At 71.4% G+C, this 26,423-nt stretch carries 12 protein-coding genes; 6 read left to right on the top strand and 6 right to left on the bottom strand.

What is annotated here, in order from left to right:
- Nucleotides 1–62 precede the first annotated feature (62 nt).
- From BLV72_RS34600 to BLV72_RS34595, 3 genes are read right to left on the bottom strand one after another with little or no spacing between them, the layout of a single operon-like run.
- Nucleotides 63–6,770: a type I polyketide synthase gene (locus BLV72_RS34600; RefSeq protein WP_244321147.1), complete on the bottom strand. Its 6,708-nt coding sequence runs from the start codon at nucleotides 6,768–6,770 to the stop codon at nucleotides 63–65.
- Between the two features lie 41 nt (nucleotides 6,771–6,811).
- Nucleotides 6,812–9,151, bottom strand: coding sequence for an acyltransferase domain-containing protein (locus BLV72_RS52170; RefSeq protein WP_425288417.1), 2,340 nt, complete (start codon nucleotides 9,149–9,151; stop codon nucleotides 6,812–6,814).
- A 5-nt stretch (nucleotides 9,152–9,156) separates the two neighbouring features.
- Nucleotides 9,157–14,154, bottom strand: a complete 4,998-nt coding sequence (locus BLV72_RS34595; protein WP_425288416.1) for a beta-ketoacyl synthase N-terminal-like domain-containing protein — start codon at nucleotides 14,152–14,154, stop codon at nucleotides 9,157–9,159.
- A gap of 243 nt (nucleotides 14,155–14,397) precedes the next feature.
- Here BLV72_RS34595 and BLV72_RS34590 point away from each other — a divergent pair, with 243 nt between their 5' ends.
- From BLV72_RS34590 to BLV72_RS34575, 4 genes are all read left to right on the top strand, one after another.
- On the top strand, nucleotides 14,398–15,210 hold the full coding sequence (locus tag BLV72_RS34590; RefSeq protein WP_093467308.1) for an SAM-dependent methyltransferase: 813 nt from the start codon (nucleotides 14,398–14,400) through the stop codon (nucleotides 15,208–15,210).
- A 735-nt stretch (nucleotides 15,211–15,945) separates the two neighbouring features.
- Nucleotides 15,946–16,716 (top strand): AfsR/SARP family transcriptional regulator, encoded by a 771-nt coding sequence (locus tag BLV72_RS34585; RefSeq protein ID WP_059144684.1) that lies wholly within the window; start codon nucleotides 15,946–15,948, stop codon nucleotides 16,714–16,716.
- A 26-nt stretch (nucleotides 16,717–16,742) separates the two neighbouring features.
- Complete coding sequence (locus BLV72_RS34580) at nucleotides 16,743–16,973, top strand: DUF5988 family protein (protein WP_093467306.1); 231 nt, start codon at nucleotides 16,743–16,745, stop codon at nucleotides 16,971–16,973.
- Nucleotides 16,974–17,059: 86 nt separating this feature from the next.
- A complete protein-coding gene (locus tag BLV72_RS34575) occupies nucleotides 17,060–18,970 on the top strand; it encodes a Xaa-Pro dipeptidyl-peptidase (RefSeq protein WP_093467305.1) in 1,911 nt (636 codons plus the stop codon).
- 41 nt (nucleotides 18,971–19,011) lie between these two features.
- Here the strand turns inward: BLV72_RS34575 and BLV72_RS34570 are convergent, their stop codons facing one another.
- The gene (locus BLV72_RS34570; RefSeq protein WP_093470721.1) at nucleotides 19,012–19,863 is read right to left on the bottom strand and encodes a class I SAM-dependent methyltransferase; all 852 of its coding nucleotides are present in this window, start codon (nucleotides 19,861–19,863) and stop codon (nucleotides 19,012–19,014) included.
- Between the two features lie 320 nt (nucleotides 19,864–20,183).
- Between BLV72_RS34570 and BLV72_RS34565 the strand changes: the two genes are divergently transcribed.
- A complete protein-coding gene (locus tag BLV72_RS34565) occupies nucleotides 20,184–21,377 on the top strand; it encodes a CapA family protein (RefSeq protein ID WP_093467303.1) in 1,194 nt (397 codons plus the stop codon).
- A gap of 24 nt (nucleotides 21,378–21,401) precedes the next feature.
- Here the strand turns inward: BLV72_RS34565 and BLV72_RS34560 are convergent, their stop codons facing one another.
- Nucleotides 21,402–24,053: an ATP-dependent Clp protease ATP-binding subunit gene (locus tag BLV72_RS34560; RefSeq protein ID WP_093467302.1), complete on the bottom strand. Its 2,652-nt coding sequence runs from the start codon at nucleotides 24,051–24,053 to the stop codon at nucleotides 21,402–21,404.
- Nucleotides 24,054–24,180: 127 nt separating this feature from the next.
- The gene (locus BLV72_RS34555; RefSeq protein ID WP_093467300.1) at nucleotides 24,181–25,290 is read right to left on the bottom strand and encodes a PP2C family protein-serine/threonine phosphatase; all 1,110 of its coding nucleotides are present in this window, start codon (nucleotides 25,288–25,290) and stop codon (nucleotides 24,181–24,183) included.
- A 204-nt stretch (nucleotides 25,291–25,494) separates the two neighbouring features.
- Here BLV72_RS34555 and sigJ point away from each other — a divergent pair, with 204 nt between their 5' ends.
- On the top strand, nucleotides 25,495–26,367 hold the full coding sequence (sigJ, locus tag BLV72_RS34550; protein WP_093467299.1) for an RNA polymerase sigma factor SigJ: 873 nt from the start codon (nucleotides 25,495–25,497) through the stop codon (nucleotides 26,365–26,367).
- Nucleotides 26,368–26,423: the final 56 nt, after the last annotated feature.

Below are 26,423 nucleotides of genomic sequence, written 5' to 3'. Positions count from 1 at the left end.
CTCTTCATTAGCGTGCGTCACAGAGGGTCACCCGGCCTTCAGCGAAGGGCGCGCCACGTTGTTCATGACAGGCCAAGTTCGTTGTCGATGAATTCCAGAACCTGATCGGCGGTCGCCACCTGCAACCGCTCCACGGCGTTGCCGTCGTCCGCCTCCGCCGGCGAGCACATCGCCTTCCACTTGGACAGCAACGTCTCCAGCCGGGCGGTGACCGCGCCGGAGTCCACGTCCTCGACGACGACGGCCGACAGGCTGTTCTCCAGCCTGACCAGCTCGTTGAGGACGGGATGGGGCTGGGGTACGCCGGGTCCCTGGGCACCCGGCTCACCGTGCGGCGCGAGCTCCTGGCGCAGATGCTCGGCCAGCGCCGCCGCCTCCGGGTGGTCGAAGACCAGGGCCGCGGGCAGCCGCAGTCCGGTGGCCGCGGCCAGCCGGTTGCGCAGCTCCACTGCGGTCAGCGAGTCGAAGCCGAGGTCCTTGAACGACGCGTCCGGCTGCACCACCCCCGGATCGGCGTGGCCGAGCACCGTGGCCGCCTGGGTGCGCACCAGGTTGAGCAGCAGCCGGTGCTGTTCGGTGGAGGGCAGCCCCCTGAGCCGGCCCGCCCAGTCGGTGTGCTGTCCACCGGCGGCCGCCGTGGGCCGGGCCCGCCCGCTGCCGCCGACGGTGGCGAGGGCCCGCAGGGGGGCGGGGAGCGCGCCGGGGGGCTGCGCGGCGAGGGATCCGGTGTCCAGGTGGAGCGCCAGCAGATGCGGATGGCCGTGGTGGCAGGCCGCGTCCAGCAGCGCCAGCCCCTCCTCGGTGCTGTTGGCCTTGATGCCCAGGCGGCCGATCCGGGCCAGATCGGCGTCGGCCAGCCGTGCGGTGAGACCGCTGGTGGCCGCCCAGAGCCCCCATGCCACCGACAGCCCGGGGAGCCCGGCCGCCTGGCGGCGGGTGGCGAGGGCGTCGCAGAAGGCGTTGGCGGCGGCGTAGTTGGCCTGGCCGGGGGTGCCGAGATCGGAGGCGAAGGAGGAGAACAGGACGAACATGCCCAGCCGCAGACGCGCGGTGGCGGTGTGCAGCTGGGCCGCCGCCGCGGCCTTCGCCGCCCAGGCCCGCGCCAGCCGCTTCGGATCCTGTGAGGGCAGCATCGCGTCGTCCAGCGCCCCGGCCGCGTGCACGACGCCGGTCAGGGGGTGTGCCGGGTCGATGCCCGCGAGGACTTCGGCCACTTGGTCGGCGTCGCCGATGTCGCAGGCGGCGATACGTACGTCGGCTCCCAGGTCGGCGAGGCGGGCCAGCAGCTCCGGTGCGCCGGGGGCGTCCATACCGCTGCGGCTCACCAGCAGCAGGTGGCGGATGTTCCAGGCACGGACGAGGTGTTCGGCGACGTGCTTGCCGAGGGTGCCGGTCCCGCCAGTGATGAGCACGGTGCCGTCCGGGTCCACCGGGGCGGGCACGTCCAGGACCAGCTTGCCCGTGTGCTTGGCCTGACTCAGATACCGCAACGCCTCACGCGCCCGGCTCAGCGGCCACGCCCGTACCGGAGGCGGCTCCAGCACACCGGAGGTGAACAACTCTCCCAGCGCATGCAACATCTCGCCGATACGCTCCGGACCGGCATCGGCGATCAGGTCGTACGCGTGATAGCGGACCCCGGGATACGCCGCCGCGATCCGCTCCGGGTCGCGGATATCGGTCTTGCCCATCTCCAGCAACCGGCCGCCTTCGCGGAGGAGGCGGAGCGAGGCGTCCGCAAACGGCCCGGCGAGGCTGTTGAGCACCACATCCACACCCCGGCCACCGGTGGCTTCCCGAAGCGTCTCCTCGAAGTCCAGATCGCGTGAGGAGGCCCGGTGCGCCTCATCGATGCCCATCGCCTCCAGCACCGCATGCTTCCCCGGGCTCGCCGTGGCATAGACCTCCGCACCCAGATGCCGCGCGATCCGCACGGCGGCCGTCCCCACACCACCGGTCGCGGCATGGATCAGCACCCGTTCACCCGCCTGGAGCCCGCCCAGCACCACGAGGCCGTACCAGGCGGTGAGGAACACGACGGGGGCCGCGGCCGCCTGCCGGAAGGTCCAGCCGTCGGGGATGGGCACGACCGTACGGGCGTCCGCCACGGCCCGCGGGCCGAACGCGCCCTCGAACAGGCCCATGACCCGGTCGCCCACCGCGAGCCCAGTCACCTCCGGGCCGATCTCCCGCACCACACCGGCGCCCTCGCTGCCGCGGAACACCGCGTCCCCGGGGTACATCCCCAACACGATCAGCGCATCGCGGAAGTTGACGCCCGCCGCGTGGACATCGATCCGCACCTGGCCCGCCCGCAGAGGTTCCAGCACCTCCGGGCAGGCCACCGGCCGCACGCAGTCCACCGTCCCCGCGCCCTCGAGTCCGAGCCGCCACGCGGACCGCCCCACCGGGGCCGCCAGTCCCGCACTGCGCGCGGCACGCACCAGCCGGGGCATCAGCGCCCGTCCCGCGCGCAGCGCCAGCTGCGACTCGTCCATCTCCACGGCGCGCGCCACCACGTCGGTCACGAGGTGGGCCGACACCTCGGTGTGAGGGTCGAGGTCGAGCAGCAGGAAACGGCCGGGGTTCTCGGCCTGCGCGCTGCGCACCAGACCCCATACCGCGGCCCCCGCCGCATCCACGCCCTCGGCCGTGGGATCAACGCCATCCAGGTCACCGGTCGCGACGGCGCCACGCGTCGTCACCACCAACCGGGCCTCGGCCAGGCGTGGTTCGGCCAGCCAGTCCTGCAGCAGGGCCAGGACCCGCTCCGCCGAGGCCAGACCGTCGGCCGCGATCCCGCTACCCCGCGCATCCACCGGCCTGGCGGGCTCAAGTGCCAGTACGAGCGCGGGGGCGGGCGCGCCCGCGTCGAGCGCGCTGATCAACGCCTGCGGATCCGGATGGCATACGGCGACGGACCCGGCCGGAGCCTTGTCCCCGGGCCCCAGAATCGCCCAGCCGGCATCATCGGCCGTGTGTTCGGTGGACTGCCCGGCGCCGTTGGGCAGCGCGGGAACAGGCAGGGGCACCCAATCCATGACGAACAGCCCATCGGCGCCCGGACGTTGGGCCGTACGCAGCTGATCGGCGTCGGCCGACCGCAGCACCACCGCGTCCGCGCTCAGCACCGGGGCACCCAGGGCGTCCGCCACGGTCACCCGCAGCGTGCGCTCCCCCTCCGCACTCGGCTCGTACGGAGAGATCCGCACCCGTACCGTGGTCGCCCCGGCCGCCCACAGCGACACTCCGTTCCAGGTGAACGGCAGCCACACCCGGCCACCGGCCGACTCGGCGGCGTCGCTCGTGGACCCCTCGGTCAGCAGAACGGGATGCAGCGCGGCGTCCAGCAGCGCCGGGTGGATGCCGAACCCCGTCCGCTCCTCCGCCGCTTCGGGCAGCGCCACCTCGGCCAGCAGGTCAGCGCCGTCCCGCCACACGGCGCGCAGCCCCTGGAAGGCCGGGCCGTAGGCATACCCCAACGCCCCGATGTGCTCGTAGAAGTCCACGGGCTCAACCGGCTTCGCACCCGCCGGTGGCCACGCCCCGCCCAACTCCTCCCCCGGCCCGGAGTCCTCGGGAGGCGGGCTCAGCACGCCCTCCGCATGGCACACCCATCCGGCCGCCGTGTGGCCACTGCCGTCGGGACGCGAGTACATCCGCACATCGCGTCGGCCATCGGCGCCGGGCCCGCCGACGACCACTTGCAGCCGGACCCCGCCGTGGGGCGGCAGCACGAGCGGTACCTGGAGCGCCAGCTCCTCCACACCCCCGCAGCCGGCCTCGTCGGCGGCCCGCAACGCCCACTCCACCAGGGCCGTCCCGGGCACCAGGGCCGCGCCCGCCACCACATGGTCGGCGAGCCAGCCATGGAACTGTGCCGAGAGCCGTCCCGTCAGCAGATGGCCCTGGCCGTCGGCGAGCTCCACGGCGGCGCCCAGCAAGGGATGATCCGCGGCGACCAGGCCGAGGTCGGTGGGATCGGCACCCCGGCCGCTGCTGAGACCGTCGAGCCAATAGCGCTGGTGCTGGAAGGCGTACGTGGGCAGATCGAACGTACGAGGCGTGGGATCGGCCGGGAACGCGGCCCTCCAGTCCACCTCGACCCCGGCGATGAACGCCTGGCCCAGTGAGTGGAGGAGCTGGGCCTGCCCACCGTGATCGCGACGCAGCGTGGGCACGGCAACCGCGTCCACACCCACCTGCTCGAACGTCTCCTGCAGACCGAGAGTCAACACGGGGTGACTGCTGGCCTCGATGAACACCCGATGCCCATCCGCCAACAACGCCTCGACGGCATCAGCGAACCGCACCCGCTCCCGCACATTCGACACCCAATAGCCCGCCTCCAGCACGGAAGCGTCCACCCGCTCACCGGTCACCGTCGAATAGAACGCCACCTCATCCGCCCCACCACCAACCGGACGAACACCCGCCAGAACCTCATTCAACTCATCCCTGATCTCCTCCACCTGAGGACCATGCGAGGCATAATCCACCTCGATCAACCGCGCCCGCTCCCCCGCCTCCTGGCATGCGGCTACGACAGCGGCCACCTGCCCCGGCGGACCCGAAACCACAGTCGACGAAGGCCCGTTGACGGCCGCCACGCCAACCCCGGCGGCCTGATCGCCCAGGCCGGAGAGCAACTGACCCGCCCGCTCGTGACCCACGCCGAGTGAGGCCATCGCCCCACCACCGGCCAGCTGTCGCAACGCCCTACTCCGCAGCGCCACCACCTTCGCGCCGTCCTCCAACGACAACGCACCCGCCACCACCGCAGCCGCGATCTCACCCTGACTATGACCCACCACCGCAGCAGGACGCACCCCATACCCCGTCCACACCGCAGCCAACGACACCATCACCGCCCACAACACCGGCTGCACCACATCCACCCGGCCCAGATCCGCCGCACCCTCCGCGCCGCGCAACACATCCGTCAGCGACCACTCCACATACGGCGCCAGCGCCCGCTCACACTCCCCCACCCGCGCCGCGAACACCGGCGACACATCCAGCAACTCCGCACCCATCCCCACCCACTGCGAACCCTGACCCGGAAACACCAGCACCGGACCCACATCACCCACCAACGCCGCCCCACCCGACTGCACCACACCCAGACGCGGCACGCCCTCGGCCAACGCCTCCACGGCGGCCAACAGCTCGGCGCGGTCATCACCCACCACCACCGCCCGATGCTCGAACACCGACCGCGTCGTCACCAACGACCACCCCACATCCACAGACGACAGCTCGGCCGCGCCCTCCACCCGCTCAGCCAGAGCGGCAGCCTGCCCCCGCAACGCCTCCTTGCTGCGGGCCGAGAGCACCCACGGAACCGTGCTCAGGTCCGAGCAAGCCGGGTCCACGGGCGCATCGTTCTCAGGCGCCTGCTCCAGGATCAGATGGGCGTTCGTGCCGGAGATGCCGAACGAGGAGACCGCCGCACGGCGGGGTCGTTCCAGGTGGGGCCACTCCATCGGTTCGTTGAGCAGCCGCAGCCCGCTGCCCTCCCAGTCCACATGCGGGGTGGGGACGTCGAGGTGCAGGTTCGCGGGCAGTTGGGGGTGCCTAAGCGCCATCACCATCTTGATCACGCCTGCCACACCGGCCGCCGCATGCGTATGGCCGATGTTGGACTTCAGCGAGCCCAAGAGCAGTGGCCGGTCGGCGGGGCGGTTCCGGCCGTACGTGGCGGTCAGTGCCTCGGCCTCGATCGGGTCGCCGAGTTTGGTGCCGGTGCCGTGTGCTTCGAGGGCGTCCACGTCGCCCGGCGTCAGCTGGGCGTTGGCGAGGGCCTGGCCGATGACGCGTTCCTGGGCTACGTCGTTGGGTGCGGTGAGGCCGTTGCTGGCGCCGTCCTGGTTGATCGCCGAGCCGCGGATCACCGCCAGCACCCGATGGCGGTTGCGCCGTGCCTCCGAGAGCCGCTCCAGCACCACCAGGCCGACGCCTTCGGAGAACCCGGTGCCGTCCGCATCGGCGGCGAAGGACTTGCACCGGCCGTCCGGGGCCAGTGCGCGCTGCCGGGAGAACTCGGTGAACATGATGGGGGTGGCGAGCGAGGTGACACCGCCCGCCAGGGCCAGGGTGCACTCACCCTGCCGCAGCGCCTGCACCGCCAGATGCATGGCAACCAGCGAGGCCGAGCATGCGGTGTCCACGGTCACCGCCGGCCCTTCCAGACCGAAGGTGTAGGCCACCCGGCCCGAGATCACGCTGGTGAGTCCGCCCGTGGTGGCGTAGCCCTCGAATCCCTCCGGGATGCGCGGAGCCCGGGACAGATAGTCCTGACTGGACACACCGGCGTAGACACCGGTGGGGGTGCCCTTGAGCGACACCGGATCGATACCGGCCCGCTCCAGGGATTCCCAGGCCATCTCCAGCACCAGCCGCTGCTGCGGGTCCATGGCGAGCGCTTCCCTGGGGCTGATGCCGAAGAACGCCGCGTCGAACCGGTCCGCCTCGACGAATCCGCCCTGCCGGACACAGCTGGTGCCGTAGTGCTCGGGATCGGGGTGGTAGAGGTTCTCGAGGTCCCAGCCGCGGTCCGTCGGGAAGTCCCCGATCGCGTCGACACCCGAGACGAGCAGATCCCACAGCTCCTCCGGGGAGGTGACTCCGCCGGGAAAGCGGCAGGCCATGCCGACCACGGCCACCGGCTCGTGGGAACGCTCCTCCACCTCGCGCAAACGCAGACGCGTATCGTGCAGATCGGCGGAAACGCGCTTGAGATACTCGACCAGCTTCTCTTCGTTCGCCATGAGGGTCACCCGGCCTTCAGCGATCGTCGCGCCCGGCACATTCAGGACACACCAAGCTCGTTGTCAATAAACTCAAGGACCTGATCCGCCGAGGCGGACTCCAGCCTTTGGGCCGCGCTCATTTCGTCCGTCGGCTGCCGTGGCACCTGCGTGCCCGGCTGGACGATCACGGTGGGGGTGGCGGCGGTGCCGTCGGAGGACAGCCGTCCCACAAGGTGGTGGGCGATGCCTTCCGGGGTCGGATGCCGGAAGATCAGGGCCGCGGGCAGCCGTAGACCCGTGGCGGCCGCGAGGCGATCGCGCAGTTCGACAGCGGTCAGCGACTCGAAGCCCAGCTCCTTGAAGCTGGCGTCGGCGCGCACCGCCTCGGCATCGGTGTGGCCCAGCACGGTGGCGGCGTGGTCGCGCACCAGGCCGAGGAGCGTGCGATATCGGTCGACGGCCGACAGCCGCGCCAGCCGGGCGGCCCAGTCGACGGACGGCACTTCGGCGGCGGCAGCGGTGCGCCGCCGTACGCCTCCGCCACCGTCGCCATCGGTGGCCACCCGACCGGTGTTCAGGGAGCGCAGCTGATCGGCCTCGGCGGGACGCAGCAACAGCGCGTCGATCGTCAGCACCGGGGCGCCCACGGCGTCGGCGACGACGACTCGCAGTTCCCGCTCGTCCTCGGCGGTCTGCGGACGGGGGGTGAGCCTGACCCGTACGGCGGTGGCCTCGGCCGCCCACAGGGATACGCCGCTCACCGTGAACGGCAGCCACATCCGCCCCTCGTCCGGCTCCGGCCCGGCATCGAGATGGCCGGTCAGCAGCGTCGGGTGCAGCACCGCGTCCAGCAGGGCGGGGTGGATACCGAACCCATGGGGCTCTCCCGCGGCCTTGGGCAGTTCCACATCGGCCAGCAGTTCGGCGCCGTCCCGCCATACCGCGCGCACCCCCTGGAACGCGGCTCCGTAGGCGTATCCGGATGCGGCGATCCGTTCGTAGAACCCATCGGTGTCCACCGGCCGCGCTCCGCGCGGCGGCCAGGTCCCGGGCAGCTCCCCCGCTCGACTCTCCCGTACGGCGGGGCCGAGGACACCCACGGCATGGCACATCCAGTCGGTGTCCCCACCCGTGCGAAGGGCGTCGTCGGGGAGGGAGTAGACCGCGACGTCACGGCGTCCGTCGTCGGCGGACGGGCCCACCACCACCTGGACACACCGGCCGCCCGTCGCGGGCATCACCAGGGGCAGCCGCAGTGCGAGTTCCTCCACCGCACCGCAGCCGGCCTCGTCGGCCGCCCGCAGCGCCCACTCCATCAGCACCGTTGCGGGGACCAGAGCCACGCCCGCCACCACATGGTCGGCGAGCCAGCCATGCGTCTGCGAGGAGAGCCGTCCGGTCAGCACATGGCCACTGCCATCGGCGAGCCGCACCGCGGCGCCCAACAGCGGATGGTCCGCGGCGACCAGGCCGAGGGCGCCGGGGTCCCCGCCGGGGCCGCTCGCGGCGTCCAGCCAGTAGCGGCGGCGCTGGAAGGCATACGTGGGCAGATCGACCGTACGAGGCGTGGGGTCAGCCGGGAAGGCAGCCGACCAGTCCACTTCGGCCCCGGCGATGAACGCGTGCGCGACCGACTTCGTGAGCTGGGCCAGGTCTCCGTGGTCCCGGCGCAGGGTGGGCACCGCGGCGGCGCCGCTCTCCGCGTGCTCGAAGCTCTCCCGCATTGCCATGGTGAGGACGGGGTGGGTGCTGGCCTCGATGAACACCCGGTGGCCATCGGCCAGCAGCGCCTGAATCGCCTCGGCGAACCGCACCCGCTCCCGCAGATTCCGCACCCAGTAGCCCGTGTCCAGGACGGAGGGATCGACCCGGCCACCGGTCACGGTGGAGTAGAAGGCCACCCCGGACCCGGACGCGCCGACCGGCTCAACTCCGCTCAGCAGCTCGGTGAGTTCCTCGGCGATCGCGTCGACCTGGGGGCTGTGCGAGGCGTAGTCCACCTCGATCATCCGCGCCCGCTCGCCCGCCTCCTGGCAGGCGGTCACGGCGGCGGCCACCTGCTCCGGCGGTCCGGACACCACCGTGGACTCGGGCCCGTTCACCACCGCCACCACGACCGCGGCGGCTCGGTCGCCGAGCCCGGACAGCAGCTCCTCGGTCCGCTCGTGGCCCACGCCGAGGGAGGCCATGGCCCCGCCTCCGGCGAGTCGCCGCAGAGCCCTGCTGCGCAGTGCCACGATCTTGGCGCCGTCCTCCAGGGACAGCGCTCCCGCCACCACGGCCGCCGCGATCTCGCCCTGGCTGTGGCCCACCACGGCGGCCGGCCGCCCACCGTATTCGGCCCAGACGGCGGCCAGGGACACCATCGCCGCCCAGAGCACCGGCTGCACCACATCCACCCGGCTCAGATCGGCGGCGCCTTCGGCCCCCGCAGCACATCGGTGAGCGACCAGTCGACGTGGGGTGCGAGCGCTCGTTCGCACTCCGCCACTCTCGCGGCGAACACCGGGGACGCCTCCAGCAGTCCGGCACCCATCCCGGCCCACTGCGAGCCCTGGCCGGGGAACACCATCACCGGGCCCGCGCCACCCGTGGTGGCGGCCGTGCCCGTGTGCACCACGCCCGGGTGGGTGTTCTCGGTCGCCAACGCCTCGAGGGCGGCGGTGAGTTCATCGCGGTCGTCGCCGACCACCACCGCGCGGTGCTCGAACGCCGTCCGGGTGGTGATCAGTGACCAGCCCACGTCCCGGGGTGACGGCGTGTTGTCGGCGGCCATGCGGGCGGCCAGCTCCCGGGCCTGTCCTCGAAGGGCCTCGGCGCTCCGGGCGGAGAGCACCCAGGGCACCGGCCGGTCGTCCTCGTCCGTCCGAGCCTCAGCGGGTGCGCGTTCCGGCTCGGGGGCCTGTTCCACGATCAGGTGTGCGTTGGTGCCGCTGATGCCGAAGGAGGACACGCCCGCGCGGCGCGGGCGTTCGTCGCGCGGCCACTCCACCGGCCCCGTCAGCAGGCGCACCGCACCGCTGCCCCAGTTGACGTGCGGGCTGGGCGCGTCGATGTGCAAGGTGGCGGGCAGCAGTCCGTGCCGCATGGCCATCACCATCTTGATGACGCCCGCCACGCCTGCGGCGGCCTGGGTGTGGCCGATGTTGGACTTCAGCGAGCCCAGCCACAGGGGCCGCTCTCCGGTCCGCTCCTGCCCGTAGGTGGCGAGCAGGGCCTGGGCCTCGATCGGGTCGCCGAGGGTGGTTCCAGTGCCATGGGCCTCGACGGCGTCCACCTCGGACGGCGACAGCCGGGCGTCGGCCAGGGCTTGGCGGATCACCCGTTGCTGGGAGGGGCCGTTGGGCGCGGTGAGGCCGTTGGAGGCGCCGTCCTGGTTGACGGCCGAGCCCCGGATCACCGCCAGCACCCGGTGGCCCGCCCGCCGGGCGTCGGAGAGCCGTTCCAGGAGCAGCAGGCCGACGCCCTCGCCCCATCCGGTGCCGTCGGCAGCCGCCGCGAACGGCTTGCACCGCCCGTCGGGGGCCAGCCCCCGCTGGCGGGAGAAGCCGGTGAACATGCCGGGTGCGGCCATCACCGTCACCCCTCCGGCCAGGGCCAGCGCACACTCGCCCTGCCGCAAGGCACGTACCGCCAGGTGGACGGCCACGAGCGAGGACGAACACGCCGTGTCCACCGACACCGCGGGCCCCTCCAGGCCGAAGGTGAACGCCACCCGCCCGGACACCACGCTCGGGGCGCCGCCGGTCAGCAGATGGCCGTCGAGCCCCTTGGGCGCCTCGTGCAGCCGGGGGCCGTAGTCCTGGGCCGTCACGCCGACGAACACCCCGGTCGGGCTGGACCGGAGGGCGGTGGAGCGGATGCCCGCCCGTTCGAAGGTCTCCCACGCGGTCTCCAGCAGCAGCCGCTGCTGGGGGTCGGTGGCCAGCGCCTCGCGGGGGCTGATCCCGAAGAACTCCGCGTCGAATTCCGGTGCGTCGTAGAGGAACCCGCCCTCGTGGGCGTAGCTGGTGCCGGGGCGGTCCTGGTCGGGGTCGAAGAGTCCGGCCAGGTCCCAGCCGCGGTCCCGGGGGAACTCCCCGATCGCGTCGGCGCCCTCGGCCACCAGCCGCCACAGCGCCTCGGGCGAATCGACCCCGCCCGGGAAGCGGCAGCCCATGGCCACCACCGCGATCGGTTCGCCGGCGTCGCGCGGTGTGGTGGCCGTGGACGCGGTGGAGGAGCCGGTGGCCGGGGTGGTGTGGGCGCGCAGATGGTCGGCGACGGCCAGTGGCGTGGGGTGGTCGAAGGTGAGCGTGGCGGTCAGGGGCAGCCCGGTGGCCGCGCCGAGCCGCTCGCTCAGTTCGGCCGCCGCGAGCGAGTCGAAGCCCAGCTCCTTGAAGGTGAGGCCGGCATCGATGGCGCCCGGCTCGGAGTGCCCGAGGACGAGGGCCACATGCGTCCGCACGGTGTCCAGCGGTTCGCGGTGCCACGCCGCGTCGGCGGGCTCGGCCGTCTCTGCTGTGGGAAGTGCCGGGTCCGTGGCGCCGTCCGTCCCGGTGGTGTGGGTGGCCTGAGCAGTGGTGTGGGTGGCCGGTGCGGTGGCGTGGGTGGCCGTCCCGGTGGATTCGGGTGCGATGCCGGGCCAGTAGCGGTCCCGCTGGAAGGCGTACGTCGGCAGGGCGACCCGCTGCCGGGGCTGCCCGGCGCAGGCGCGGTCCCAGGCCACTTCGGCACCGCGGACATACGCCTGGGCCATGGCGGTGGCGAAGGTGCGTGCCTCGGGGCGGTCGCGGCGCAGCGCCGCCACGGCGGCCGGGCGCGGCCGCTCGGGGGCCGGTCCCGGGCGTGCGGTGAGGCATTCGCGGGTCATGGCGGTGAGCGGGGCGTCCGGTCCCAGTTCGAGGAAGGTGGTGACACCTGCGTCCAGGAGGGTGTGCACACCGTCCATGAAGCGCACCGCGTGGCGGGCGTGCCGGGCCCAGTAGTCGGGTGAGGCGAGTTGGGAGGCGGTGGCGAGCCGTCCCGTCACATTGGAGACGAGGGGGATGGCCGGTGCGGAGAAGGTCAGCTCCGAGGCGACGGCGCGCAGTTCGTCGAGCATGCCGTCCATATGTGGCGAGTGGAAGGCGTGGCTGACCTTCAGCAGCCGGGCCTTGCGGCCGCGCTCGCGCCAGACGGCGGCGGCCGCGTGGACGGCGTCGTGGTCGCCCGAAATCACCACGGAGGAGGGCCCGTTGACGGCGGCGATGTCCAGCCGGTCCTCCCATCCGGCGAGCAGTCCGGCGGTTTCGTCCGCGTCGGCGTGCAGCGCGGCCATGGCTCCCTTCGCCGTGACCGACTGCATCAGCCGGCCGCGGGCGGCCACCAGAGCGCAGGCGTCGGGCAGGGTGAGCACACCGGTCACATGGGCCGCGGCGATCTCGCCGACCGAGTGGCCCATCACATGGCCGGGGGTGAGTCCCCAGGATTCGGCCAGCCGGTACAGGGCCACTTCGATGGCGAACAGCGCGGGCTGGGTGTACGAGGTCCGGTCGAGCAACGCCGCCCGAGGCGAGGACGCCTGGGCGGACAACACCTCGTGCAGCGGCTCCGCCAGCCGTGCGTCCAGACAGCCGCACACCTCGTCCAGCGCCGCGGCGAAGACCGGATAGGCGGCATACAGCTCACGTCCCATGGCCGCTCGCTGGCTCCCCTGCCCGCTGAAGAGGAAGGCGAGGCCGCCGTCCACGGCGCTGCCCCGCACCACTCCGGCGGTCTCCGCGCCCCGGCCCAGCGCGTCCAACCCGCTCAGCAGCTCGTCGATGTCCTCGCCGAGGAGCACGGCGCGGTGGTCGAAGGCGGTGCGGGTGGTGGCCAGGGACTGTGCGATGTCGGCCGGGGAGAGGTCGGGCTGGTCCGCCAGATGGTCCCGCAGCCGCCCGGCCTGGGCGCGCAGCGCCGCGGGGGTCTTCGCGGAGATCGGCCAGGCCACCACAGGGGGTGCGGGGGTGTCGACCGGTGCGGGCACGGAGGCGGGTGCGGGCCCGGAGGTGGGCGCATCGCCGAGGACGAGATGGCAGTTGGTGCCGCCCATGCCGAAGGAGCTGACCCCGGCGAGCAGTGGCCGGTCCGGGCGGGGCCAGTCGCCGAGCCGGTCCTGGACCCGCAGTCCGAGCTCGGTCAGCGGGATCCGCGGGTTCGGGGTGGTGAAGTGGAGGCTGGCCGGGAGCAGGCGATGCTTGATACCGAGGGCGGTCTTGAGCAGGCCGACGATGCCCGCGGCGCCTTCGAGGTGGCCCACGTTGGTCTTGGCGGAGCCGACGAGCAGGGGGGTGCCGTCCGTCCGGGCGGTGCCGAGCGCGGCGCCGAGTGCCGCCGCTTCGACGGGGTCGCCGACGGGCGTTCCGGTGCCGTGCAGCTCGACGTACTGGACCTCGTCGGGTGCGACTCCGGCCCGCCGGTGGGCGGTGCGCACCACGTCCTCCTGGGCCGCCGGGCTGGGGGCCGTCAGTCCGTCGGTGGCACCGTCGTTGTTGACGGCTCCGGCGTGGATGACGCAGTACACCGGGTCGCCGTCGCGTACGGCCGCTGCCAGTGGTTTGAGGAGGACCGCCGCGCCGCCCTCACCACGGACGAAGCCGTTGGCGCGGGCGTCGAAGGTGTGGCAGCGCCCCTCCGGGGAGAGCCCGCCGAACTGGGCGGCGACTGCCGTCATGCTGTCCTCGGTGAGGATGAGGTTGACACCGCCGGCCAGCGCGAGGGTGCACTCCCCGCGCCGCAGGCTCTCGCAGGCCGTGTGGACGGCCACCAGCGAGGACGACTGTGCGGTGTCGACGGTGAGGCTCGGGCCGCGCAGACCGTATCCGTAGGAGACCCGGTTGGCGATGATGCTGCGGTGGACACCGGTCATGGCGTGCCGGGTGGCCGCGGTGGTGTCCCGGCGCAGCAGGGTGGCGTATTCGTCCCAGATGGCGCCGACGAACACACCGGTCGGGGTGTCCTTCAGCGTTCCGGGGCGGATTCCCGCGTCCTCGAACGACTCCCAGGCGAGTTCGAGCATCAGCCGTTGCTGGGGGTCCATGGCCGTCGCCTCGCGGGGCGAGATGCCGAAGAAGGAGGCGTCGAAGGTGTCGACGCGGTCCAGGAAGCCGCCGTACCAGGTCGGGGCCGACCGGTTGAGGCCGTCGGTGGCGGGGCCGTCGGTGGCGACGGTGCCAGTGACCGGGCCGTCGGTGGCGACGGTGCCAGTGGCGGGGCCGTCGGTGGCCGGGGCGCCGGTCCGGCGGCGGTCCTCCGGCATGGTGGTGACGGCGTTCCCGCCCTGCCGCAGCAGCCGCCAGAAGGCTGACGGACTGGGTGCGTGCGGCAGGCGGCAGGCCATTCCCACCACGGCGATGGGCTCCGCGTGCTGAGGTGTCCGGTTGGGCGCGGCGCTATCCATCGCACCCCATTCGGCGCTGGGAGAACATCTGCGTGTTCTGGGTCATGGGCGGCACTCCCGCTCCGGATTGATGATCGGTGCGAGCACGTGGCCCATCGTGGGGCGCGGCTCTAAAGCAAGACCAAATAGGCCGCGGCCGGTGACTTTAGAGACGCGTTACCGGAACCCATGACCATCGCTGAGCGGGTGAGCCCTTTATGTGCCCTTGGCCGACCCGATCTCCGAGCACACAGGAGGAGTGTCATGACATCTCCATCGGCCGTGCCGCCAGGCGGCACGGTGTCGGACTACTACAGCTCGCTGGGACCGCTTCTGCAGATGGCGTGGGACGACAACTTCCACTTCGGCTACTGGGACGGCCCGTCCGATACCCGTTCGGTCCAGGAGGCCACCGATCGCTTCACGGATCTGCTGATCGAACGGCTGCGGGTGGGGGCGGGAGACCGGGTGCTTGATGTCGGCTGCGGTATCGGGAAACCCGCGATGCGCGTGGCGACCGCCACCGGTGCCCATGTCCTGGGCATCACCATCAGCGAGCTCCAGGTCAAACAGGCGACCGAATCCGCCCGGCTGGCCGATCTGTCCCACCAGGTGGCATTCCAATACGCCGACGCCATGGCCATGCCTTTCGAGGACGCGGCTTTCGATGCCGTACTCGCATTCGAATCGATCAATCACATGGACCGCGCGACGGCGCTGCGGGAGATGGCCCGGGTGCTGGGTTCCGGGGGCCGGCTGGTGCTCACGGATGTCACCCCGCCGAGCGACGGGAGTTACCAGCCGGACGGCGATCCCGATGTGGTCACCTCGCTGACCCGGCTGGAGGACTGGCCCGGTCTGATCGATGCCGCGGGGCTGGTGCTCGACGAGCTCACCGACGTCACCGAGAACACGAAGGACACCGCCGACCGGATGATCGACGGCATCCTGCGCTGCCGCCGGGAGTTCGAGGCGCAGCACGGGGTCAGCGTCCAGGAGGTGCTGGACGCCGCCAAGTCGGCGCTCCCCACCGTGCCGAGCGCCGGCTGCGCGATCGTGGTGGCCCACAAGCCCTGAATCAGCAACAAACCTGACGGTTATTCGACATCCCCTTCATGGGTCCCGCGGAGCCGGAATTCCTCGCTCCTCATCAAAGCGGCACCAAGGGGCCCATGATCTCGCAAGATTCGCTTGTCCCGGTCGATGCGATCCGCGTATTCTCATTCGCGGACTGCAACACCTCAAGTGCGGGATATCCGGACTCCGATCTTCCGGACGTATTGCGAATACCCGCTCCGCACCGTCGAGGACGCCGCCTCGAGGGCGCGTATATCCGGATTCTAGGTGAGGTGGGTAGTCATAGGACTTGCTTACGATGTGGGGCACCCGCCGAAGGCGTCCGATCTTGTCAGTTCTCTGATTCCTCGGCAGGGCCCGCGATAAAAGAGGGGTGAGTAATGGCAGTCGCGAACGGCGTGCGTCAGTGGATCCGGCGGCACCGCCCGTCCCCGCGCAGAGGGGCGCGACCGGACCACTTTCCACACGCAAGCGGCTCAGCAAGCGCCCACTTCCCATCCCCTCCGGGGTCGCCGGACTCCGGGGACGTGACAATTTCCGCGCGCCACCCGGGCGGCCGGGGACGGCGATCCGCGCGGACCACCAGAGCCCACCCCGCACATGCGTTCGTCTCCGGAAGCAGATGGACATCGTCCTCGAAATCGAGGAAACACCCAGAAAACACCGCGGGCACTTCCGGCAAAGGCGCCGACTGTCCCATGACCGCACTCGTCGGCGACTCGGATGGGGCACATCGTGCGATATGAGATCATGGGACCTCTCCGGGTGGTAGAAGGAGAGCGGAAATTAACCATCAGGGCGCGGAAGATCGAGGTCCTGTTGACCGTTCTTCTCGTCCGCGCCGATCAGGTGGTCCCGATCGACCAGCTCATCGCGGAGATCTGGGGGGAGTATCCGCCGCGCCGGGCGATCGCCGGGCTCCATGTGTATGTCTCCCAGATCCGCAAGTTCCTGCGCCGGCCCAACCAGAGCGAAAGCCCCGTTCTCACCCGCCCCCCGGGATATGTCCTGCGGCTGGGCCCCGATCGCCTCGACTTCCACTGCTTCGAACGACTGGTGTGCGAGGGCCGGGATCACCTCAGGGAGCGGCGCTACCAGCAGGCCACGGCCACTTTCGAAAGCGCACTCGATCTCTGGCGCGATCCGTTGCTGGATGATGTATGCCATGGGCCGATCCTCGAAGGCTTTCAGACCTGGCTGAAGGAGGCCCGGCTGGAATGCATCGAGATGCTGACGGATTCCCGGCTCATGCTCGGCCGCCATCGCGAACTGGTGAGTGATCTGTACCAGTTGACCACCGAGCATCCTCTGCGGGAGGCACTCCACCGTCAGTTGATGCTGGCGCTCTACCGCTGTGGCCGCCGGGCGGACGCATTGCATGTGTATCAAGCGGCGCGCAAGACGCTCAATGAGGAACTCGGGCTCGAACCGTGCCGGGCCCTGCAGGACATGCAGCGGGCCATCCTCACCTCGGATGACCGGCTGGAACTGCATGTTCCCGCATGAGGAAGACCGCGTAAGGAGGTGGACATATGAGCGATCACGTCAGTTACCTGTCCGACGGCAGCCCGATCGAGGTCGTCCTCGAAGGCGGACCTGACGATCTGCCCCGGGAATTCCGGACCGGGCGGTCGACCCTCACCAGCAAGAAGCTCAAAATCCAGCATCGCGATGGATACGAGCACTTCGAACTCGTCAGCGATTCCGCTGACATCACCACAGCGATCTTTCGCTGGACCATGCGTACGAAAATCGCCGAGTAGCCTCCATGGCCCCGGAACCCCGGGATCCCCGACCGGTCACCGCCGACTCCTGATCCCGGGGCGGGGGCCGTGGCCAGGAGGTCCGTATGCTCACCTCACGATGGCGCGGCGCCGTGATCGCCGCGGTCGCGATATCGACAGCCCTTGCCGCACTGCCCGCCGGACCCGCGTCGGCCCGCACATCCGCCCAGCCCGTCGGCCCGCCCGGTGCCCAGGTGGTGGACGGCCGCACCCAGCCGGTGTTCTCGTATCCGGATGCCGTGCGCGAGCACCTCATGGTCCAGACGCCCGTCGACAGTGACGGCGATGGGCACAAGGACCGGGTCGCGGTGGACATCATCCGACCCGAGGAAACCCAGCAGAGCCTCAAGGTGCCGGTCATCATGTCTGCCAGCCCCTACAACGACACCGTGGGCCGCGGGTTCGAATCGGAGCGGAAGAGCTACGACGCCCAGGGCGCCCCGGCCAAGTTCCCGCTCTTCTACGACAATTACTTCGTGCCGCGCGGCTACGCCGTGGTCGATGTGGATGTGACCGGGACCGGGCGATCCGACGGCTGTCCGACGATCGGCGGCGCCTCCGACGTGGCGGCGGCCAAGGCGACGATCGACTGGCTGGGCGGCCGGGCCACGGCCTACGCGGCCGACGGCAGCGAGGTGAAGGCCTCCTGGTCCACCGGCAAGGTGGGCATGATCGGCCACTCGTACGAGGGCATGCTGGCCAACGCCGTGGCCGGCACCGGTGTGGAGGGGCTGGAGACCATCGTCCCGATCTCCGGGATGAGCTCGTGGTACGACTTCGCCCGCACCAACGGCGCCAAGCACTGGAATGGTTTCGCCTCCTATCTGACGACGGCGCTGGACACCGATCCGCCCCAGAAGTGCCAGGCGGTGCGCGACCGGCTGCAGGCCGGTGAGGACGACGCCACCGGCAACTACAACGCCCACTGGCATGAGCGCAATTACATCGCGCAGCCGGCGCCCGAGGTGGACAAGGTGCGCGCGAGCGTCCTCGCGGCACATGACCTCAGCGACTACAACGTCCGGATCGACCAGTTCGCGAACTGGTGGGCCCCGCTGGCCGAGCGCGATGTGCCACGCAAGCTGTGGCTGGGCCGCTACGGGCACACCGATCCGTTCGACTGGCCCGGTCGGCGCGCGCAGTGGGTCGACACCGTGCACCGATGGTTCGACCACTGGCTGTACGGCGTGCGGAACGGGATCATGGACGAGCCCCGGGTCGATCTGCAGACCGGCCCGACCACCTGGACGACCCAGGCCGACTGGCCCGCCGGCACCTCCTCGGTGCCTCTGCACCCCGGGCCCGACAGCTCCCTGGCGCTGAGTCCCGCGAGCGGCACCGGGACCTTCACCGACACCAAGCTGAGCGAGGCGGATCTCACCGCCGACCCGGCGGCGAGCCGTCCGGGCCGGCTGGCGTTCGTCACCCCGCCGCTGCGCACCGGGGTGCGGCTCTCCGGCACGCCCACCGTGGATCTGCGGGTCACGCTCGACAAACCGACGTCGAACCTCACCGCGCTGCTCGTGGACTACGGCGAGGACGAACGGATCGACTGGAACCGCAACGAGCCGCAGAACAGGATCCATGACGGTCTGCAGGGGCTGGACGAGGACTCCTGCCACGGGGAGAGCACCGCCCAGGACGACGCCTGCTACCAGAAGACCGCCAATGTGACGGCGCGCAAATCCTCCGAGGTGATCGCCCGCGGCTGGATGGACGCCCAGAACCGCCACTCGGTCACCACTCCCGAGCCGCTGACCCCCGGCCGGTCCTACCGGATCACCTGGAAGACACTGCCGAACGACTACGAGATCAAGCCGGGCCATCGGCTGGGGCTGGTCCTGGGCGGCACCGATGCCGACTTCCTCTACTTCGAGGAAGCGACCGGGGCGAAGGTGACGGTGGACCTGGGCGGCAGCCGTGTCACCGTACCGGTGACCACCACCGGTGGACTCACCAAGTCCCTTCATCGGTAAGCGAGTTGTCGGAGCCCGGGTCGCCCACCGGCGGTCCGGGCTCAGCCCTGGATCCAGGTGTGGATCACATGGGCGCCCAGGTCCGCGTACCCGTCGGCCATGCGGTGTCCGCTCTCGTACCGGGCCGTGAGGTCGCGGTAGCGGATGTCCTCCCTCGCGGAGAAGCCCAGCCGGTGGAGGTCACCGGCGAGTTCCTCCGGGGTGAAAAAGCTGAGGAAGGGCTCACCGGCCTCGGCGGCCCATGCCGCACGGGCCTCGTGCACGGCGCGGTGCTCCGGTGGCAGCGTGTCCGGCGGCTCGCCGTAGTCGAAGACGACTCCGGAGCCGCCCGGCAGGTCGGCGATGAAGCCGAGCGTGTCCAGTACGGCGGTGTGCGTCAGATAGGGCACCACCCCGAGCCAGATGAAGAACGTCGGGCTGGCCGGATCGAAGCCCGCCGCCGTCAGCCCGTCGGCCAGGCTCTGCCGCTCGAAGTCGACCGGTGCGAAGGTCAGCGAGGGCGGTACGGGAATCTCCGCGGCGGCCAGCCGGCCGCGCTTCCACTCCTGGGTCGCGGGGTGGTCCACCTCGAACACCCGCAGGCCCTCCGCCTCGTACGGATTGCGGCAGCCGAAGGTGTCCAGCCCCGCCCCCAGCGCCACCGTCTGCCGCACCCCGCGCGCCACGGCGGCCGCTACGGCGTCCTCGGCGAATCGCGCGCGGGCGGCCACGGACAGCCGCACATCCTCACGCTCGGGCCGGAAGGCCGCTTCGAGGAGGGGATCGTCCGCGTCGGCGGCGAGGATACGGAGCGCCAGCGGATCGTGAAACACCCGGCCGCCCTCCAGCTCCTGGTGGGCCGCGCGGAACGCGGCCGCGCCACGGGCGGTGATGCTGGGCCGGCCGATCTGCATGGAGCGTCCTCCCCCGAGGTCCCGCCGTATGTCGCGGGCGACCCAGCCCATGGTGTCAGCTCCGCACCCCGCGCGCATCGCTAACCGCCCATGTTCACACGGGAGTTACACGAGGGACGGCGGCCTGCAGAATCGCCCGAGCTGCGGCGCCGCGCGGCAGGCGCGCATTGTCCCATCGATGGACGCCGAACAGGCGGCAGCCGGGCCCATCGGGTACATCCGGTCGGCCGAACCGGTGAAGCTCCCCACCACTCCGCAACCCCTTCGGATGTCGTGCATATAAATATGACAATCCGACAATCAGAACAAAAGGGTCCGGTATGGACCGGACCAGTGCGGAGTGCACCGTGTCCCATCACCCACGCCATCGGACGGCGCTTCTCGCCGTCGCCCTGCTCGGCGCCGTCACCGCGTGCGGCAGCGGGACACCGGCCGCCCCCGAAGCCGAGGAGAAGCCGTCGAGAACCGCGCCGGCCAGAAGCGGGGCCATGAAGGGCTTCACCCTGGTGGCCACCGGCGATCTGCTGGTGCACGCCTCGGTCATCCGGCAGGCACAGGCGGACGCGGGCGGTGACGGCTATGACTTCCAGCGCATGATCCGGGCGGCCGCGCCCGTGGTCGCCCAGGCCGACCTGGCCATCTGCCATATGGAGACCGTCTACGGGGCCGCCCACGGGCCGTTCACCGGCTATCCGACCTTCAAGACGCCTCCGCAGCTCGCCTCGGCCGTGAAGGGCCTCGGCTACGACTCCTGCTCCACCGCCTCCAACCACACCCTCGACGCCGGCCCCGAGGGGGTGGTCCGCACCCTCGACGCCATGGACAAGGCCGGACTGAAGCACGCCGGATCGGCCCGTTCCGCCGCGGAGAGCACCCGTCCCACGATGATGGAGGCCGGTGGCGCCAAGGTCGCCCAGCTCGCCTACGCCTACGGCACCAACGGCATCCCGGTCCCCAAGGGCAAGGCGTGGCTGGTCAACCTCATCAACCCGGCGCGGATCATCAAGGACGCGCGGGCCGCGCGGCGCGCCGGGGCCGATGTGGTCGTCGTCAGCGTGCACTGGGGTACCGAATGGCAACAGGCGCCGGACAAGCTCCAGCTCGCGCTCGCCAAGAAGCTGACCGCCTCCAAGGACGGGGGCCGCCGCGACATCGACCTGATCATCGGCACCCACGCCCATGTCCCCCAGGCGTACGAGAAGGTCAACGGCACCTGGGTGGTCTACGGCATGGGCGACCAGATCGCGGGGATCATGCCCGACAAGCGCGGTCAGATGGGCTCGGCGGCCCGCTTCACCTTCACCCCGCCCACCGCCGAGGGCAGGGCGTGGGAGGTGAAGAAGGCGGAGTACATCCCGCACGCCGTGGACAACGATCCGATCTCCCTGGTGAACCTCCCCCGGGCCCTGGAGAAGAGCCCCGGCAACCCGGGCTACACCAGCGCGCTGAGCACCATCCAGGAGGCGGTGCTCAGCCGGGGCGCCAAGAAGGACGGTCTGACGATGGGCCGTTGACCCGGCTGCCGGCTCCCCGTGGCGCTACCACTCGGGCTGATCCGGCCCGCCCGGCTCGTCCGGCTGTTCCGCCTGACCCCCCGGCTGCTCCGCCTGATCCGGCGGGCCGGGCTGCCCCGTCCGGTCCGCCTCCTGGGTGTGGAAGGCCAGGTTTTCGTTCTCCACATCGACGCGGACGTGGCTGTGGGCCGGCAGCGTGCCGCCGAGCAGCATCCGGGAGAGCGGATTGTCGACCTCGCGCTGGATGGTGCGGCGCAGCGGCCGGGCGCCGTACTCCGGCTGGTGTCCGTGCTGGGCCAGCCACTCGACGGCGGGCGGGGTGAACTCCACGCTGACGTCCTGGGCGTGCAGTCGGCGCCGGGTCTCCTCCAGCAGCACATCGGCGATCTGCCGGAGCTGGTCGTCGGCGAGCCGGCGGAAGATGACGACCTCGTCGATGCGGTTGAGGAACTCCGGCCGGAAGTGCTCGCGCAGCGGGCGCAGCACCCGCTCCCGGCGCGCCGCCTCGTCGGCCTCGTCGCCACCGCCGCCGAAGCCCAGGGGGCCACCGCGTCCGGTGATGGCTTCCGAGCCGAGGTTGCTGGTCATCACGATGACGGTGTTCTTGAAGTCGATGGTGCGGCCCTGGGCGTCCGTCAGCCTGCCGTCCTCGAGCACCTGGAGCAGGATGTTGAAGACATCGGGGTGCCCCTTCTCCACCTCGTCCAGGAGCAGCAGGGAGTAGGGCTGGCGGCGCACCGCCTCGGTGAGCTGCCCGGCCTCCTCGTGGCCGACGTATCCGGGGGGCGCGCCGACCAGCCGGCTGACGGTGTGCTTCTCCTGGTACTCGCTCATGTCGAGGCGGACCATGCGGTCCTCGCTGCCGAAGAGTGCCTCGGCCAGGGCGCGGGCCAGTTCGGTCTTGCCGACGCCGGTGGGGCCGAGGAAGAGGAAGCTGCCGCTCGGGCGGTTGGGGTCGGCGAGTCCGGCGCGGGCGCGCAGGACCGCGTCGGCCACGGCGGCCACGGCCTCCTCCTGCCCGACCACCCGCCGATGGAGGTGTTCCTCCAGGCCCAGCAGGCGTTGGCGCTCCTCCTGGGTGAGGCTGGCGACGGGGATTCCGGTCTGCCGGGAGACGATTTCGGCGATGTCCTCGACGGTGACCTCGGCGACGCGCCCGCCGTGGTACTGCGTACCCGATGCCTCCGCGATCCGGGTGTTCAGTGCGGCGATGCGGTCGCGCAGGGAGGTGGCGTGTTCGTAGCTCTCGGACGCGACGGCCTGGTCCTTGTCGCGGGTGAGCTGCTCGACCTCCCGCTCCAGGGCGCGCAGATCGGTGCCGCGGCCGCTGGAGCGCAGCCGGACCCGGGCGCCGGCCTGGTCCATGAGGTCGATGGCCTTGTCGGGCAGGAAACGGTCGGTCAGATAGCGGTCGGAGAGCTCGACGGCGGCGAGCAGCGCCTCGTCGGTGTAGCGGACCTGGTGATGGGCCTCGTAGCGGTCCCGGAGGCCGTGCAGGATGGCGACGGCGTCCGTGGGGGTGGGCTCGGGGACCATGATGGGCTGGAAGCGGCGGGCGAGTGCGGCGTCCTTCTCGATGTACTGGCGGTACTCGCGGAGCGTGGACGCGCCCATCACATGCAGTTCGCCGCGGGCCAGCGCGGGCTTGAGGAGATTGCTCGCGTCCATCTGGCCGCCCTCGGAGCCTCCGCCGCCGGCGCCGACGACCGTGTGCAGCTCATCGATGAAGATGATCAACTCGTCGGAGTTGGCGCGGATCTCATCGACGATGCCGGTGACCCGCTGCTCGAAGTCGCCGCGGAAGCGGGTGCCGGCCACGACGCTCGCGATGTCGAGCTGGACGACCCGGCGGCCGAGCAGGATGTCCGGCACATCGGCGTCGGTGATCCGCTGGGCGAGCCCTTCGACGACGGCCGTCTTGCCGACTCCGGCCTCGCCGATGAGGACGGGGTTGTTCTTGCCGCGCCGGGCGAGCACCTCGATGCTCTGCTCGATCTCCTCATCGCGGCCGATCACGGGGTCGATCCGCCCCTCGCGGGCCAGTTCGGTCAGATCGCGGCCGAACCGGTCGAGGTTCGGGGTCTTCCGCTGGTCCACGACGGGCCGCTGGTCGGTCGTGGGGGCGCTCGGCGTAAGGCCGCCGGTCTGGGGCGGACCGGGGGCCCGGGGTTCGAAGCGGGCGGCGTTCAAGATCTGCCCGGCGGTGGACTCGCGGTTGGCGGCGAGCGCGATCAGCACATGCTCGGGGCCGATGTACGAGGAGCCGCGTGAGCGGGCTATCTCATGGGCGTCGAGCAACGCCCGCTTGACGGCCGGGGTGACGGCGACCGAGTTGCGCGGCGGGCCGCCTCCCGCCTCCCGGTCGATGTCCGCGGCGATCCGGTCGGGGTCGGCTCCGGCGCGCGAGACCATGGTCCGGGTGGGCTCGGAGAAGAGCGCCGCCCGCAGCAGATGTTCGGTGTCGAGGTCGGTGCTGCCGTGTTCGGCGGCGTAGGAGGCGGCGGCCGAGACGAGATGGCGCGCGTTCTCACTCATCAGCCGGCCGAAGTCGACATGGCGTGAATCGGGCCGCTGCCCGGCCGGCCCGGTCCCGAGGAAGCGTGCGAGGAAGTCGCCGAGTGGATCCGGCCCGAAGTCCTCGGGGCCCTGGTTCGGGCCCTCATTCCCGCTGCCCATGTGACCAGTTTAAGGGCGATTGACACTGATGTCCGTTCGTGGGCGGTTTCGCGGGCGGCGGGCATCGGGGAGCCGGGCTCCGCCCCAGCTCCCCGCCCGGGCCGCCTCGGCTCGCCGCCCGGTGGCGTCAGCGATCCACCCTGTGCCGTTCGAGGACGACCAGGGCGGCGTCATCGCCCTGGTGGCCGCCCGTGTGGCAGATCAGATCGCGGTGCACTCGGTCGACGAGGTGCTGGGGGCCCGCGCCGTTCCATCCGGGGAGCCGTTCGACGAGCGGATAGAAGGTGCCCTCGCTGTTCCGCGCCTCGATGACCCCGTCGGTGTAGAGCAGCAGCTGATCGCCCTCGTCGAAGGGGAAGACCTCGCTGTGGTACCGGTCGGCCACCAGATGACCGAGGCCCAGCGGCAGTGCGGGCGCATAGCCCTCCAGCGTCTTCACGCCCGAGTCGCGCAGCGCGATCGGCGGCGGATGTCCGCAGTTGACGAGGCGGACCACCGGCTGGTCGTCGGGGATCTCCAGCACGGCGGCGGTGACGAACGACTCCCCCGCCCCGGGTGCCTTGTCGGGGGGTTCGGTCCGCTCGGCGGACAGGGCGGTGTCCAAGTAGGCCGCCAGATCGGTCAGGGGTACGGGCCAGTGCGCCATCGCGCGGAAGGCACCGAGCACCAGGGAGGCGTCCGCGACGGCGGTCAGCCCACTGCCCCGGACATCGCCGATGATCAGACGGGTGGTGTTCGAGGTGCGCGCCGCCGCGTACAGATCGCCGCCGATCTCCGCCCCCGGCTCGGCCGCGAGGTAGACCGAGGCGATCAGCAGCGGGCCGACCCGGACGGGAAGCGGGCGCAGCAGGACCCGCTGCGCCACATCGGCCACCGCCCGCACCCGGTTCAGCTCGCGCATATGACGGTCGAGGACCGCGCGGAACAGCACGATCATCGCCGAGACCAGGGCCAGGGTGATCACCTCGGTCAGGCGGCCGGGCTGGCCGAGGAAGCCCTCATAGGCGTTCGCCGTGATCTGGGCGCCGACAGCCAGGAGCCCCACACACGCGGTGAGCAGGGGGCCGGCGAACGAGGCGGTCATGGCGGGGGCCGCGATCAGCAGCGGGCTGAGCCTGACGCTCGCCGGGGCCAGCACATCGCCGAGCGTGATCAGCCCGATGACCAGCAGGGGGATCACGACCAAGACGCGGGTACGCCACCTTGGCCGGCGCAGATCCGAATGACCCTGCCACATATGCACATCTACTGCTTACGCCTGCCCTTGCGCCCGCGCCAGCCCCGCCCCGCCCGGCAGGGCACAACGCTCCGCCGGAAGGGGCCCGGACCTCCCACGAGGCCACGGCGTCGCCGGGGAGGCCGCCGCGCCGCCCGGGAGGCGGCTGTCACACTTCCGGCCGCCGTCTCGTCCTCCCTCTCGGGCCGACGAGAGGATCAGGACATGGCAGAGCTGACCGACTTCGAACAGCAGCGCGACCGGCTGTGGGCCGTCGCCTATCGCATCACCGGCTCGGTCGCCGACGCCGATGACGCGGTGCAGGAGACCTGGCTGCGCTGGCAGGCGCTGCCCGCGGACGAGGTCGCCGACCCCCGCGCGTATCTGACCACCGTCATCAGCCGGATCTGCTACGACCTGCTGGGGTCGGCGCGGGTGCGGCGCGAGGCGTACGTCGGGCCCTGGCTGCCCGAGCCGGTGGTGGCGGCCGGCGGTCCGGAGGACCGGGTGACGCTCGACGAGTCGGTGGGGCTGGCGCTGCTCACCGTGCTGGAGCGGCTGACCCCGGCGGAGCGGACCGCCTTCATCCTGCACGATGTCTTCTCGGTGCCGTTCCCCGAGATCGCCGAGGTCGTGGGCCGGAGTCCGGATTCCGTACGGCAACTGGCCTCCCGGGCGCGCAAGCGGGTCCGGGAGGAGGCGCCGCGGCGCTCGGTGGACCGCGGGGAGCACCGGCGGGCCGTGGACGCGTTTCTCCGGGCGGTCCTGGGCGGTGACATGGAGGGGCTGCTGGAGATCCTGGATCCGGAGGTCGTCTGGCGTTCGGACGGTGGCGGCAAGGTGGCGGCGGCCCGGGTCCCGGTGGTGGGCGACGAGAAGGTGGCCCGCTTCGCCCAGCGTCTCGCCCGGGGTTTCGATCCGGCCACGATGGTGGTGCACCGGTGCGCGGTCAACGACGCCCCGGGCCTGGTCATCGCCGACCGCACGGACGGCCAGGCCGTGGTCTTCGCCTTCTCCGTGCACCAGGGTCTGATCACCGAGATCGACGTGATCGTCAACCCCGACAAGCTCCGCCACCTCGATCTGCCGAGCCTGTGACCGGCATCACCGTCACATCTGAGGCCGCCATGTCGTCCTCCTCGTGAACACCACCC

The sequence above is a fragment of the Streptomyces melanosporofaciens genome (genome assembly GCF_900105695.1).
Classification (GTDB): domain Bacteria; phylum Actinomycetota; class Actinomycetes; order Streptomycetales; family Streptomycetaceae; genus Streptomyces; species Streptomyces antimycoticus.
Note: the sequence above shows the minus strand (reverse complement) of the source record. Positions and strands in the feature narration are given on the sequence as shown.

Excerpts from the sequence above, each read along its gene's own strand:
- sigJ (WP_093467299.1), top strand. The coding sequence starts at position 25,495 with ATGGCAGAGCTGACCGACTTCGAACAGCAGCGCGACCGGCTGTGGGCC.
- BLV72_RS34600 (WP_244321147.1), bottom strand. The coding sequence starts at position 6,770 with ATGGCGAACGAAGAGAAGCTGGTCGAGTATCTCAAGCGCGTTTCCGCC.
- BLV72_RS34555 (WP_093467300.1), bottom strand. The coding sequence starts at position 25,290 with ATGTGGCAGGGTCATTCGGATCTGCGCCGGCCAAGGTGGCGTACCCGC.
- BLV72_RS34560 (WP_093467302.1), bottom strand. The coding sequence starts at position 24,053 with ATGGGCAGCGGGAATGAGGGCCCGAACCAGGGCCCCGAGGACTTCGGG.
- BLV72_RS34570 (WP_093470721.1), bottom strand. The coding sequence starts at position 19,863 with ATGCAGATCGGCCGGCCCAGCATCACCGCCCGTGGCGCGGCCGCGTTC.
- BLV72_RS34590 (WP_093467308.1), top strand. The coding sequence starts at position 14,398 with ATGACATCTCCATCGGCCGTGCCGCCAGGCGGCACGGTGTCGGACTAC.
- BLV72_RS34575 (WP_093467305.1), top strand. The coding sequence starts at position 17,060 with ATGCTCACCTCACGATGGCGCGGCGCCGTGATCGCCGCGGTCGCGATA.
- BLV72_RS34595 (WP_425288416.1), bottom strand. The coding sequence starts at position 14,154 with ATGGATAGCGCCGCGCCCAACCGGACACCTCAGCACGCGGAGCCCATC.
- BLV72_RS34580 (WP_093467306.1), top strand. The coding sequence starts at position 16,743 with ATGAGCGATCACGTCAGTTACCTGTCCGACGGCAGCCCGATCGAGGTC.
- BLV72_RS34565 (WP_093467303.1), top strand. The coding sequence starts at position 20,184 with ATGGACCGGACCAGTGCGGAGTGCACCGTGTCCCATCACCCACGCCAT.